Source organism: Streptomyces sp. NPDC005566, assembly GCF_040605575.1.
Taxonomy (GTDB): Bacteria; Actinomycetota; Actinomycetes; order Streptomycetales; family Streptomycetaceae; genus Streptomyces.
This window is the reverse complement of sequence record NZ_JBEXDB010000037.1, coordinates 1-12,578: the sequence shown is the minus strand read 5'-3', so window position 1 is coordinate 12,578 and position 12,578 is coordinate 1. Positions and strand designations below refer to the sequence as shown.

9 protein-coding genes are annotated in these 12,578 nt (G+C 67.6%); 1 reads left to right on the top strand and 8 read right to left on the bottom strand.

Annotation, left to right across the window (positions count from 1 at the left end; all coding sequences use genetic code 11):
• Window positions 1-11: 11 nt before the first annotated feature.
• The 7 genes from trxA to ABZS61_RS33845 all read right to left on the bottom strand — a co-directional run bounded on the left by trxA (window position 12) and on the right by ABZS61_RS33845 (window position 9,462).
• Complete coding sequence (gene trxA, locus ABZS61_RS33875) at window positions 12-344, bottom strand: thioredoxin (protein WP_356430076.1); 333 nt, start codon at window positions 342-344, stop codon at window positions 12-14.
• Between the two features lie 49 nt (window positions 345-393).
• On the bottom strand, window positions 394-1,365 hold the full coding sequence (gene trxB / locus ABZS61_RS33870) for a thioredoxin-disulfide reductase (RefSeq protein ID WP_356430073.1): 972 nt from the start codon (window positions 1,363-1,365) through the stop codon (window positions 394-396).
• A gap of 126 nt (window positions 1,366-1,491) precedes the next feature.
• Window positions 1,492-2,406 (bottom strand): hypothetical protein, encoded by a 915-nt coding sequence (locus ABZS61_RS33865; RefSeq protein ID WP_356430070.1) that lies wholly within the window; start codon window positions 2,404-2,406, stop codon window positions 1,492-1,494.
• Window positions 2,403-3,098, bottom strand: a complete 696-nt coding sequence (gene sigM, locus ABZS61_RS33860) for an RNA polymerase sigma factor SigM (RefSeq protein ID WP_356430067.1) — start codon at window positions 3,096-3,098, stop codon at window positions 2,403-2,405. The genes ABZS61_RS33865 and sigM overlap by 4 nt, the downstream gene beginning before the upstream one ends.
• 26 nt (window positions 3,099-3,124) lie before the next feature.
• Window positions 3,125-4,825 carry a serine/threonine protein kinase gene (locus ABZS61_RS33855; protein WP_356430064.1) on the bottom strand — a complete coding sequence of 567 codons (1,701 nt, stop codon included), beginning with the start codon at window positions 4,823-4,825 and terminating at the stop codon, window positions 3,125-3,127.
• 130 nt (window positions 4,826-4,955) lie between these two features.
• On the bottom strand, window positions 4,956-7,115 hold the full coding sequence (gene murJ / locus ABZS61_RS33850; protein ID WP_356430061.1) for a murein biosynthesis integral membrane protein MurJ: 2,160 nt from the start codon (window positions 7,113-7,115) through the stop codon (window positions 4,956-4,958).
• Between the two features lie 49 nt (window positions 7,116-7,164).
• Entirely contained in the window at window positions 7,165-9,462 is a 2,298-nt protein-coding gene (locus ABZS61_RS33845) for a DUF6049 family protein (RefSeq protein WP_356430058.1), read from the bottom strand.
• Window positions 9,463-9,642: 180 nt separating this feature from the next.
• On the opposite strand from ABZS61_RS33845, the gene ABZS61_RS33840 reads away from it, so the two are divergent.
• Window positions 9,643-11,085: a CCA tRNA nucleotidyltransferase gene (locus tag ABZS61_RS33840; protein WP_356430056.1), complete on the top strand. Its 1,443-nt coding sequence runs from the start codon at window positions 9,643-9,645 to the stop codon at window positions 11,083-11,085.
• Between the two features lie 100 nt (window positions 11,086-11,185).
• On the opposite strand, the gene ABZS61_RS33835 is transcribed toward ABZS61_RS33840, so the two are convergent.
• Window positions 11,186-12,475 carry an MFS transporter gene (locus ABZS61_RS33835; protein WP_356430053.1) on the bottom strand — a complete coding sequence of 430 codons (1,290 nt, stop codon included), beginning with the start codon at window positions 12,473-12,475 and terminating at the stop codon, window positions 11,186-11,188.
• Between the last annotated feature and the right edge of the window lie 103 nt (window positions 12,476-12,578).

The following is a 12,578-nucleotide window of genomic DNA, read 5'->3' as shown; positions in this document are numbered from 1 at the left end:
AGTCGCTGGCACTACTCGCTGATGAAGCTTTCGAGGTCGCGGAGGATCGCGGCCTTCGGCTTGGCGCCGACGATGGTCTTGGCCACCTCGCCGCCCTGGTAGACGTTGAGCGTCGGGATGGACATCACGCCGTACTTCGCTGCGGTGGCGGGGTTCTCGTCGATGTTGAGCTTGACGATCTCGATCCGGTCGCCGTGCTCAGCCGCGATGGCCTCCAGCGAAGGGGCGATCTGGCGGCACGGGCCGCACCAGGCAGCCCAGAAGTCCACCAGCACAGGCTTGTCGTTCTTCAGGACGTCTTCATCGAAGGAGTCGTCGGTCACGTTCTTCAGGGCGCCGGCCACGGCGGCCTCCTTAACTTCGCGGGGGTGTGGGGGTGAGGTGAGGCGGCGGTCAGACCGCGGGGGTCTTCTCCGGCTCGGCGAGCTTCTCGTCGGCCAGGGCCGAGAGGAAGCGCTCGGCGTCGAGAGCGGCGGAGCAGCCGGTCCCAGCGGCAGTGATGGCCTGTCGGTAGGTGTGGTCGACGACGTCTCCCGCGCCGAATACACCGGACAGGTTGGTGCGCGTGGAGGGTGCTTCGACCTTGAGGTAACCCTCGTCATCGAGGTCGAGCTGCCCCTTGAAGAGTTCCGTGCGCGGGTCGTGGCCGACGGCGATGAACAGACCGGTCACCGGGAGCTCGGACGTCTCGCCGGTCTTGGTGTTGCGCAGGGTCAGGCCGGAGAGCTTCTGCTCGCCCTGAACCGCGGCGACTTCGCTGTCCCAGGCGAACTTGATCTTCGGGTCGGCGAAGGCGCGCTCCTGCATGGCCTTGGAGGCACGCAGGGTGTCGCGGCGGTGAACGATCGTGACGGACTTCGCGAACCGGGAGAGGAAGGTTGCCTCCTCCATCGCGGTGTCGCCGCCACCGATCACGGCGATGTCCTGGTCCTTGAAGAAGAAGCCGTCGCAGGTGGCACACCAGGAGACGCCGCGTCCGGAAAGCGCGTCCTCGTTGGGCAGACCGAGCTTGCGGTGCTGCGATCCCGTGGTGACGATGACTGCCTTGGCGCGGTGGACGGTGCCTGCAGTGTCGGTGACCGTCTTGACGTCGCCGGAGAGGTCGACGAAGATCACATCGTCAGGGATCAGCTCGGCGCCGAAGCGCTCGGCCTGGGCTCGCATGTTGTCCATGAGCTCGGGGCCCATGATGCCGTCCTGGAAGCCCGGGAAGTTCTCTACGTCGGTGGTGTTCATGAGTGCACCGCCCGCAGTGACGGCACCCTCGAACACCAGCGGCTTCAGCGAAGCGCGAGCGGTATACAGGGCGGCGGTGTAACCAGCCGGCCCAGAGCCGATGATGATCACATTACGGACGTCGCTCACGGGTTTCTTCCTCGTCTCTGCAGACTGCCACTGCCTACTGGGGTCGGTTCCACGACTCTCACCCCACCCAACGGATCCTACGGGGCATGCATTCCCGCTATGTCGGAGCAACTCCCGGCACGGCGCTCAGGGTCGCGTGTAGGAGTGGGTGAGCAGCAGCTGTCCCTTTGTCGCAGGAGCGGTCTCGACGCACGCTGCGTCGACCACATAAGCCTGCACACGGCTCGAGTCGCTCGCGTGGGGCAGGACGACGAGGAACGCCGCCGTGCCTTGGTAGCTGCCCTGCTCGACCGCCAGAGCCGGGGCGTTTCGGCCGGTGCCCCGCTGTACGCAGGGGGGCACGTCGACGACAGGCGTGCGTAGCGGATTCCTGGGCGTCGCAGAGTCGGGGGACATGTTCTGCGGGGATGACTTGGTGTCGACGGATGGCCTTGTCTCGCCCGACTCCGCGGTCTTCGACGCGTCTGCTTCGCCGAGAAGCTCATCGACCTGGCCTTCGAGCGTGTCCACGGAGAAGTCCCGCGGGCTTTTCTTTGCGGCGCTGGATGACGTGTCGGCGGAGTTCTGGGCCGGTTGGACCGACTGCAACAGGAAGACGCCCATGCCGACGACTGCGGCTCCGAAGGCAGTTCCGAGAATGACCGTGCGGCGACGGCGACGTGCCGGACGCCGACCGGGGCCGGTGGCGCCGCGGGGACGGCCCGACGGGCGGTCCCCGACAGCGGGCTCGGCAGGCTGTTCGTATGTTTCACGTGAAACAGGGCCGGAGGCTCCCGAAGACGCTTCGGCTTGCGCGAGGCCTTCGGAGGCCAACGCCGCATCGATGCGGGCAGCAATGTCCTCGGGCATCCGCTGGTCGGCGGGCAGGGTTCCGAGCAGTGAGCGGATCTCTTCCAGCGAGGCATGGATGTCGCCGCACTGCGGGCATGCGTCGATGTGACGGCGGACATCTGCCGTGCGGGAGGGAGAGAGAAGCCCCTCGGTGAGGTCGGAAATCTCTTCGATCTCCGGGTGCTGAGTGGTGTCGGCTGTGGATGTCATGCGTGCCCACCTCCGCCCTTCACAGCAGCGGCATCGCTTGATCCCGCATCTCTTGGTCCCGACGCAGGTGGGACGGATGTCCCCTGCGTCCGGTTCCTTTCCGTGACGCTGTCCCCGCCGTTGCCCCGTAGATGGGTGAGGAGAGGGAGCAGTCTTGCTCGGCCGCGCGCGCAACGGCTCTTCACCGTGCCGGTAGGAACGTCGAGGATGCGAGCGGCCTCCGCGACGGGATAAGCCTGCATATCGACGAGCACGAGCGCCGCCCGTTGTTCTGTGGGGAGGGTGGACAGTGCTGCCAGGAGTTCGCGGTGGAGGTCCTGCCTTTCGGCTGGAGCTTCGGCGGATTCGTGCGGTTCCAGCAGCTGATCGAGCCGCTCCGCGTCATCGACCGGTGCCGTTTTGCGCGAGGCGGCTTTGCGCGCACGGTCGAGGCAGGCGTTCACGGTGATCCGGTGGAGCCAGGTCGTGACGGCTGACTGACCGCGAAAGGTGTGGGCGGCCCGGAACGCGGAGATGAGGGCGTCCTGTACCGCGTCAGCAGCTTCCTCGCGGTCGCCGAGCGTACGGAGCGCCACGGCCCAGAGCCGGTCACGGTGTCGTCGCACGAGCTCACCGAAGGCGTCCGGTTCGCCTGCGACATGCTGCGCCAGGAGATCCTGGTCGCTGGTGTCGGCGAATCTGGCGTCGTCCAACGGTGAGCCCCCTCCCCTTGATGCCGTCAGCTGGTGATCTTGATGTCCGAGACCTTGCCCCTGTAGCGGCCGTCGTCACCCAGCGGCAGCTTGGTCAGCCAGACCAGAACGTACCGCGCCTGCACCGGCTTGTCGGGCTTGAGGGACACCTTTGTTCCGGATCCCTTCGCGGCCTCGGTGAAGCCACCGGGCTGTTGGGGAACGGATGAGCCGTCTGCGGTCCTCAACTCGACCGAGGTGGTCCCACCGAGGAAGGACACGTCGACGGTTCCGACCTGCTGGACCTTGCCCAGGTCGAGAACGACTCCGACACCCTCCTTCAGTTTCCCGAAGTCGGCGGTGTAGTACCCGTCCGTGGACCAGTACGAGCCGGTGTCCTTGTCGTGGACGTTCTTTATCGTCGCGGGCTTCTCGGAGCCGTCGCCGCCGAGCGGATCGTAGTCCTGGGCGCCGGCGATGGTGACCGGCTTGCTGGGCTCGACGGCGTTGTTGTCGTCGCCCTCGTTCTCGGTGGTCTGCGTCTTGGTGGGCTCGTCGGAGTCGTTGCCCCGGTCGAGGACGGTTTCGGCCAGCTGCCAGCTTCCGAGGCCCAGCGCGGCGATGAGCAGCGCGGACACGGCCCACTTGAGAGCCTTGCCGGTACGACTCTGCAGCGGGGCCGGCGGCGTAGGGATGACGGGCTGCGTGACCTGGTTCGGACGGGCTGACGGGCGCCCGTAGGTGCCCTGCTGGTAGGTGGTCCGCTGGTACTCGGGCGGCCCTGTGAATACGGGCTCCGGGGGAAGGATGCGCGGCATGGCCGCAACGGCCTTGGCCAGTTCGTCCGGTGTGGTGCACGGCTGTTCCTGCCGTGAGGCCGTGGCGCCGTCGTTGGCCAGCGCGCGCATGGCCAGCTCCGAGAGGCCGCGATGGACGCCGGCCCGTACCTGGTCCGGAGGAATCAGCCCCACGCCCTTGGGTAGCCCGGAGAGACCGTAGGCGTCGCTCTCGTAGGGCCAGCGGCGGGTCAGCGCGGCATAGAGCAGTGCGCCGATGGCCTCCGTGTCCGTACGCAGCGGGTGGTCGGCGGCGATGCCTCGCAGGGCCGCGTTCACAGCGAGGCCACGGATCCGGTACTGCCCGGTCGAGCTGCGCAGCACCGCGCCCGGGGTCAGCCGCAGATGCGCGAGTCCCTCCCGGTGAGCGGCAGCCATGGCCTGGGAGACCTGGCTCACGAGTTGGTACGCGTCGTGGGCTTCCAGTGGTCCCGCAGCGAGCAGTGCCGTGAGTTCGGTGGCGTCGGGGAGCCACTCATGGACGACGTAGACGAGGTCGTCCTCTTCCACGGCGTCCAGGACCTGTACGAAGCGCGGGTCTCCCAGCAGTGCCGAGGAGCGGGCAGCAGCCAGCACCGAGCGTGCGCGGGGATGGTCGGCGGGGAGCAGATGAACGCCCACCGCGCGGCGAAGCTTCTCGTCGACGGCACGCCAGCTGCTGAATCCGTCCAGACGGGTGACGCACTCTTCGAGCCGATAGCGCTTGGCGAGCTTGTGACCGCTGTGCAGATCGGGCGACGCCGGGACGGTATCCGCTCTCTCCTGCCCGCCGTCCGCGCTTTTCGGGCTCGCGCCCGCCGTGTCCTCGGCTTGTTCCGTCCCGTCGGTCGTGGCCTCGTCCGCCTTGGCGGCCAGCGGCTCGTCGCCGCCGTTGTCGGCCACGTCGACGGCAGCCGTGCTACGTTCCGCCACCGTCGTTCCTGCCTCCCCATCCGTTGCGCGATGCCAGCCAGCACTGCACAGTCCCGCCAATTGTGCCCACACTCCGGCGCTATGCACGACACGCGGTGTCGGGCGATGGTTGTGCGGATCAGAGCGCTCTTCAGCGCCCGAGCCGTCCCCGGACCATGCCGACCATGCCGTTGAGCTCTTCAATGCGCATCTTCTTCGCAGCAACGAAGAAGATGCCAAGCAAGACGATGCTGCCGCAGACCAGGGCCACCACGGAGCCACCGGCTCCGTCCCCGAGAGCCCCCAGAAGAGCGAAGCCCACTCCGCCGCCCACGATGGCCGCAGGGATCGCGGCCAGGCACAGACGGGCGTAGGTGCGCACGATGCGGGCGCCGTCGAGGTCTCCTCCGAGCCGGTTGCGCAGCCGTCGCCAGGCGATACCGACGCCGACGGCGTAGGCCAGGCCGTAGGAGGCGGCCATGCCGACGACTGCCCATTGGGCAGGAAGGACTACGTAGCACAGGGCGGAAGCCGCGGCGTTGACCGCTGCGACGATGACCGTGTTGTAGAACGGCGTGCGGGTGTCCTCGTACGCGTAGAAGCCGCGTAGTACGACGTACTGCACGGAGTACGGGATGAGGCCGAGGGCGAACGCCATCAGGATGAAGCCCATGGACCGTGCGGCCTCGGTCCCGCTGGATGCGTACAGCAGGGTGCACATCGGCAGACCGAGCGCGAGGAACGTGAAGGCGACGGGCACGATCGCCACGGCCGAGTTGCGCAGTCCCTGGGAGATGTCGTCGCGGACGGCCCCAGGATCGTTGTCATGGGCGGCGCGGGAGATGCGTGGCAGCAGAGCGGCCATGACCGAGACGGTGATGATCGCCTGAGGCATGCCCCAGATCAGCTGGGCATTGGAGTAGGCGAGGAAGCCCGTGCCGTCCTTGTCGGCGAGGTTGCCTGCCGCGGTGGCCAGCTGGGTGACGACCAGAACGCCGGCCTGATTGGCGAGGACGAACAGGACCGTCCATTTGGCGAGCTTGATCGTTTTTCCGAGCCCGTGCCCCTTCCAGTCGAAGCGGGGACGGAAGCGGAAGCCTGCCTCGCGGAGGTACGGAATCATGGCCAGGGCCTGGACGGTGAGCCCGAGCAGCGTTCCGATGCCCAGCAGCCGGACGCCGTCCGGCGGGATCGTTTCAACGCCCATCAGGGATTCGCCGGAAGTGCCGTAGACCCAGATGAAGAGGCCGAAGGTGAAGATCATGACGATGTTGTTGAGGACCGGGGTCCACATCATCGCGCCGAACTTGCCCCGGGCGTTGAGGATCTGGCCCATGACCACATGGACGCCCATGAAGAAGATGGTCGGCAGGCAGTAGCGGGCGAAGGTGACGGCAACGTTGTTCGCCGCCGGTTCGTTCGCGATGGTGCTCGACATCAGATGGATCAGCTGGGGAGCGGCGAAGACCGCCACCAGGACGATCAGGCCCAGCGCCACCATGACGAGTGTCAGCAAGCGGTTGGCATAAGCCTCGCCGCCGTCCTCGTCGTCCTTCATGGACCGGACGAGCTGGGGTACGAAGACCGAGTTGAGGCCCCCACCGACGGTGAGGATGTAGATCATCGTCGGCAGGGTGTACGCGATGGTGAAGCTGTCGCCGAGCATTGCCGCGCCGAGCGCAGCGGTGATCACCAGGCTGCGTACGAAGCCGGTGAGCCTGGAGACCAGGGTGCCGGCCGCCATCAGAGCGCTGGACTTCAGTATCCCGGAGGCACGGCCGCCGGATTTCGGCGGGACGGGAGTCGGAGCGGGCTCCGGCTCGGCCGCGGGGCCCTGGGGCCGTCCGGATCCTTCCTGGTCGCGGAAGAGATGCGCGAAGGCGTCCGGCTCCTCACTGCCGTCGGATGCCTGTGTCACCAGGTCGTCCACTCCTACGTACTGGGTGGTCGCCGCGTTGTCTCCGTACGGCAGGTGCCGCGAAGGGCCTGCAGGCTCCGGTGGCGGCGTCTGGGCCCAGATGCGGGGGTCGGGGGCGTATGGGGCCGAGGGAGGCTGCTGGTAGAGCGCCTGCGGCTCCTGGTAGGTGCCAGGGGGCGGCGGAGGGTGGGCAGCGCGGTCGTAGAGGGCCTCGGCCACCGGATCCTGGGCGGCGAGGTCCTGAGCCCGATACGGATCGTGGTCGTAGGCATGCTGCAGATAGGGGTCCGGTGTCCCCCCGTCCTGGCCTGCGTCCGACGGCACCGGCGGCCCGCCGGATGATCCAGCTCCGCCCGCGCCCTGGGCGCGGTCACCGTCGTACGGCGCGTTCATCGAAACCCCACCTCATCGTCCCCGGCCGACCGGCCCCGACAGACATCGCTCAACGGTCCACTTTCTCACCCGTTCCCGACGGGTCCTCGCTTTCCGGACCGGTGTCCGGGGTCGGGTCACTCGGCTGCTCGGGTTCGCCGCCGCCGTTCCCCGCTGCGCCGTTCGCGACGGCGCGCTTGCGGTGCGTGTACATCCTGATGCCTGCCAGGACGAGCAGGAGCAGTCCGCCGGCGATCACGAGGAGCACCGTGGGTGTGACTTCGGAGACCTTCACGGTGAAGGTCATCTTCTCGCCGTACGGTGTTCCGTCCTCGGTGAAGAGCCGTGCGGTGACTTGCGCCTGTCCGTTGGCATTGGCCGACGCGTCGAACTTTACGGACTGACTGTGCCCGCCCGCGATCTTGATCGGCTTCTCGGCCACGGCTTCGCCGTCATTGAGCTTGAGCCGCGTGGAGTTGCCCGACGTCAGACGGAGCACCAGGTGATCCACACCCTGCACCAACTTGTTCTGCACGGTGACAGGGATCGTCGCGCTGCGGCCCGACAGGGTGAGGTCGGACTTCGCGATGAGCTGCACCTCGTTGGTGAGGCTCTGCAGGTAGGTGCGTACCGCGTCGCGGTACTGCTGCGCTTCCAGAGGCCTGCCGCGCCACGACGTCGAGACGGAGCGGTTGATCGCGTTGCCGAAGGGTGTCACCACCCGGTCGGGCTGCGTGAGGATGACGTGGAAGCTGTTCAGCGAGTCCTGCGTCGTCCTGATGTCCTGGAACGCCTGGGTGGGCAGCTCCTGGCTGCGGAGCTTCTTCGGGTACTGGGAGGCCCTCGGTACCTTCGTGGTGGCCTGGGCGTCGGGCTTCTTCTCGGCCGCCGCCACCAGGTCGACGGGCTGCGTCCAGTGCTCGTCGCTGAGGGCGCGCAGGGCAGCGGCCATGGCTTGTGCCTGCGTCGCCGTTGGCGTCCGCTGCGGTGCGACGACGATGCTGCGCGGCTTGTTCGGGGCCTGCTCGGTCAGCGCGAGCGTGTGGGCCAGGAACTTCTGCACAGCGAGCGTCGAGTCACCGGCTCCGGCCATGTCGCCCTTGAAAGCGGTGGACAGCCGGTAGTCGGCAACGACCGCGGTGGTGCCGCCCCCGATCGGCCGGGCGGCTGTCGGTGTGTACGGCAGACCGCCGTCTTCTTCGAGGCTGTCGCTGCGGGCGATCACCTTGTGGGCACCGGCCGAGGTGGCGACGTCGACGATCGAGGGATCGATCGCACCCTCCACCGGCCAGGCGAAGTCGATGGAGGGCTTCACGTGGAGGATGGTCTCGACCGTGGGTCCCGCCACCTCGGTTGCCGTCTGCAGGTGGCTGAGCGTGCCCGAGACGTTCTTGCCACGGTGGGCGATGGAGGCGAGGTCGGGGTCCGCGAACGGGAGGGCCACCACCTTGCCTTCCTTGACTGCCGCTTGCAGTGCGGTGAGCCACTGCTTGGCGATGGCCTGATTCGTCCCCGCGACGGTGGTGTCTCCGACCGTGACGCGGTAGTTCCTCGTCATCGCGTCGACGGAGGCCAGCAGGTCCGGGTCGATCACCCAGGTCACCGGAAGCTGACTGCCCAGCGACACCAGCTGCTCCAGCCGGCCACCGGGAGCGAGCTCCTGGGCGAGCTTGTCGTTGGCGAAGACAGGGGTCTGCTGCTCGTCGGAGCCCGTCTCGGCGGTGATGTGTGCAGAGGCGATCAGCGGCCAGAGGAAGGTCAGGTCGGTCTTGCTGTCGGCGTCCTCGGGCTGCCAGGGCAGGAAGGTCCGCTGAATGCCGAGCACCTGGTCGTAGCCCGCACCGGCAGTCCGGCCCGTGACGGAGACGCCGAGCTGATAGACGCCCTCCGCGTCGAGGCCCAGCTTGTCGACGGGAACAGCGAGGGTGAAGTCCTGACTGACGCCGGACGCAAGCTTCGGAATCTTCAGCTTGTACTTGCCGCCGAGCCTGGCCGGGTCGCTTCCCGGCAGGTAGCCCGTGCGTTTGGCGGCGTCGTCGATTGCGGACCGCCCCGAGAGAGTCGGCCCGACGCGGAGGTCGACCTCGGCTTCGGTGACGGCCTTCTTGCCCTTGTTGGTCAGCGTGCCGGAAACCGTGAGGGTGTCCCCCTCGACCGGTGCGCTGGGGCTGAGCGTGTCCAGAGACACATCGACGGTGCGTGAGCCTGTCGGGGCCTTGGCGATCCCGTCTGCCTGCGCTGCGGGCGCTGCCGGACCGGCCAGGAGCCCGGCAAGCAAGGGCGCCCCGACGATCAAGGAGGCTGTGCGCCGGAGCCACCGGCGGGCAGGGGAAGGACTCGTCCCCTGGATGTCTGCCGCCTCGGCCACGCGTACCCGTCCCTCTTAGTCGTCAGTCGGTGTCGGTCTTGCCGGTCTCTGCGTCCCCGCATGGTAACGATGCGCCCGATGGCTGAGTGCCGGGGACTGCGCCACATGATCGGGAGAGTCTCGCAGGGCCGCTACAAACGATGACGCCGGGGCCGGTCGGTGCACGTACCCTTTTCTGTTGTGCCGAACGCCAACGAAGACAGCCCCAGTGCACTGAGCCAGGTGCAGCACCGCGCAGTGAGTGAACTGCTGCGGGTGTCCCCGGTCGCCGACGACCTCGCCCGCCGATTCCAGGAGGCCGGATTCGGCCTCGCCCTGGTCGGAGGGTCGGTCCGCGATGCGTTGCTCGGCCGGCTCGGGAACGATCTGGACTTCACGACCGATGCCCGGCCGGAGGACGTACTCAAGATCGTCCGTCCGTGGGCAGACTCCGTGTGGGAGGTCGGAATCGCGTTCGGCACAGTCGGATCGCAGAAGGACGGCTACCAGATCGAGGTCACGACCTATCGGTCGGAGGCGTACGACAGGACGTCCCGTAAGCCCGAGGTCTCCTACGGCGACTCCATCGAGGAAGACCTCGTTCGCCGTGACTTCACGGTCAACGCCATGGCTGTCGCCCTGCCGCAGAAGGAGTTCATCGACCCCCACGGCGGTCTCGATGATCTGGCCGAGCGTGTGTTGCGCACCCCAGGCACCCCTGAGGCCTCTTTCTCCGACGATCCGCTGCGGATGCTTCGTGCCGCTCGCTTTGCCGCGCAGCTGGACTTCGAGGTCGCTCCTGAGGTCGTTACGGCGATGACCGACATGGCGGGACGTATCGAGATCGTCTCGGCCGAGCGGGTCCGTGAGGAGCTCAACAAGTTGCTGCTGTCCGGGCACCCCCGCAAAGGGCTGGGGCTGCTGGTGGATACCGGTCTGGCGGACCGAGTGCTGCCCGAGCTTCCCGCCCTGCGACTGGAAAGTGATGAGCATCACCGCCACAAGGACGTCTACGAGCACTCCCTGACCGTCCTGGAACAGGCCATCGATCTGGAGGAGGACGGGCCGGACCTCGTGCTCCGGCTCGCCGCCCTGCTCCACGACGTCGGTAAGCCGAGGACGCGGCGCTTCGAGAAGGACGGCCGTGTCTCCTTCCACCACCACGAGGTGGTGGGCGCCAAGATGGCGAAGAAGCGGATGACCGAGCTGAAGTACTCCAACGACATGGTCAAGGACGTGTCGAAGCTCGTGGAGCTGCATCTGCGCTTCCACGGCTACGGCGACGGCGAGTGGACCGATTCCGCCGTGCGCAGGTACGTGCGGGATGCGGGACCGCTCCTGGACCGGTTGCACAAGCTGACCCGCTCGGACTGCACGACGCGCAACAAACGCAAAGCCAATGCCCTGTCGCGAACCTATGACGGGCTCGAGGCGCGCATTGAGGAGCTGCAGAGTCAGGAAGAGCTGGACGCGATCCGGCCCGACCTGGACGGCAACGAGATCATGCAGATCCTCGGGGTCGCGCCCGGGCCGGTGATCGGCCAGGCCTATGCCTTCCTGCTTGAGCTGCGGCTGGAGAACGGGCCGATGGAACACGACGCTGCCGTCGCGGCCCTCAAGGAGTGGTGGGCCGCTCAGGACTGACTGGGGCGGGCGTCATGTTTCACGTGAAACATGACGTGCGATTCAGGAGCGGGATCAATCGGGGGCGGTGTTTCACGTGGTTTCACGTGAAACACCGCCCTCACTCCTTGAGGCGGGCGCGCTGGAGCGCCAGGCTGATGTGCCGTCGGCGGAACATGGCTACCGAGACCGAGGCGTAGAGCACGGCCACGACGATCACCACGACAACGGACCGGCCATCAGCGGGAAGTGCGAGGGCGGACAGCGCCGCGGCGGCTACGAAGGCAACGTTGAACAGCACGTCGTAGAGCGAGAAGATCCTGCCGCGGAATGAATCGTCGACCGATGTCTGCACTTCGGTGTCCGTCGCGATCTTTGTTCCCTGTGTCACGAGCCCGAGGACGAAGGCTGCCGCCAGCATGGGAGCGGGGGCGAACGGCAACCCCAGTGCGGGCTCCAGGAGGGCCGCCGTGCCCGCGCACACCGCCATCCAGCCGTACCGGCCGAGTCGCCCCACGGCCCAGGGAGTGACCACCGCGGCCACGAAGTACCCCGCGGCGGAGGCGCCCAGCGCGAAGCCGAGCAGTGCCAGTCCGTCGGACTCGCTGTCGGACCAGGCGTAGCGGCACAGCATCAGCACCATCACGGTCAGTGCCCCGTAGCAGAAGCGGATCACCGTTATGGCGGCCAGGGCGCGTGCGGCGTCCTTCCGTTCGGCCAGATGGCGCAACCCGGCGACGAGGCCACGTGCGGTCGTGGTGAGCGCTTCTCGCAGCCGTACGTGGTGCAGGTCCTCATCCGGCCCCAGGAGGCTGCGGGGCAGGGTCAGGGAGGTCAAGGCCGAGAGGAGATAGAGGATCGCCCCGAGCATGACCACGGCGGCGTCGGACCCGTCAGTCAGGACCTGCATGGCCAGGGCGAGCCCTCCGCCGGCTGTTGCGGCCAGTGTTCCGGCCGTCGGGGAGAGGGAGTTGGCGACGACGAGTCGGTCGGTGTCGACCACGCGGGGGAGAGCCGCTGACAGCCCGGCCAGGACGAAGCGGTTGACCGCCGTGACGCAGAGAGCGGAAGCGTAGAAGGCCCACGCGGGTACGGAACTCAGGAGCAGCAGGGCTGTGCAGCAGGCCAGGGCGGCCCGTAGCAGATTTCCGTACAGGAACACCTGTCGGCGCGGCCAGCGGTCCAGCAGGACGCCGGCGAACGGGCCGATCAAGGAGTACGGAAGCAGCAGCACGGCCATGGCGGACGCGATGGCGCCCGGCGTTGTCTGCCCCTCCGGGGAGAAGACGACGTACGTGGCGAGCGCGACCTGGTAGACGCCGTCAGCCGACTGTGAGAGAAGCCGCACGGCGAGAAGGCGACGGAAGTTCCGAAAGCGCAGGAGTACGCGTAGATCACGCACGACAGGCATGTGGGCAAGGGTCACACATGTGGGGGGTCCCCGGGCGGATTGCCCGGGCACGATGGCGCCGCAGACCATCGACATGCAGTCGACGTCCGGTGAGTACTTCAAG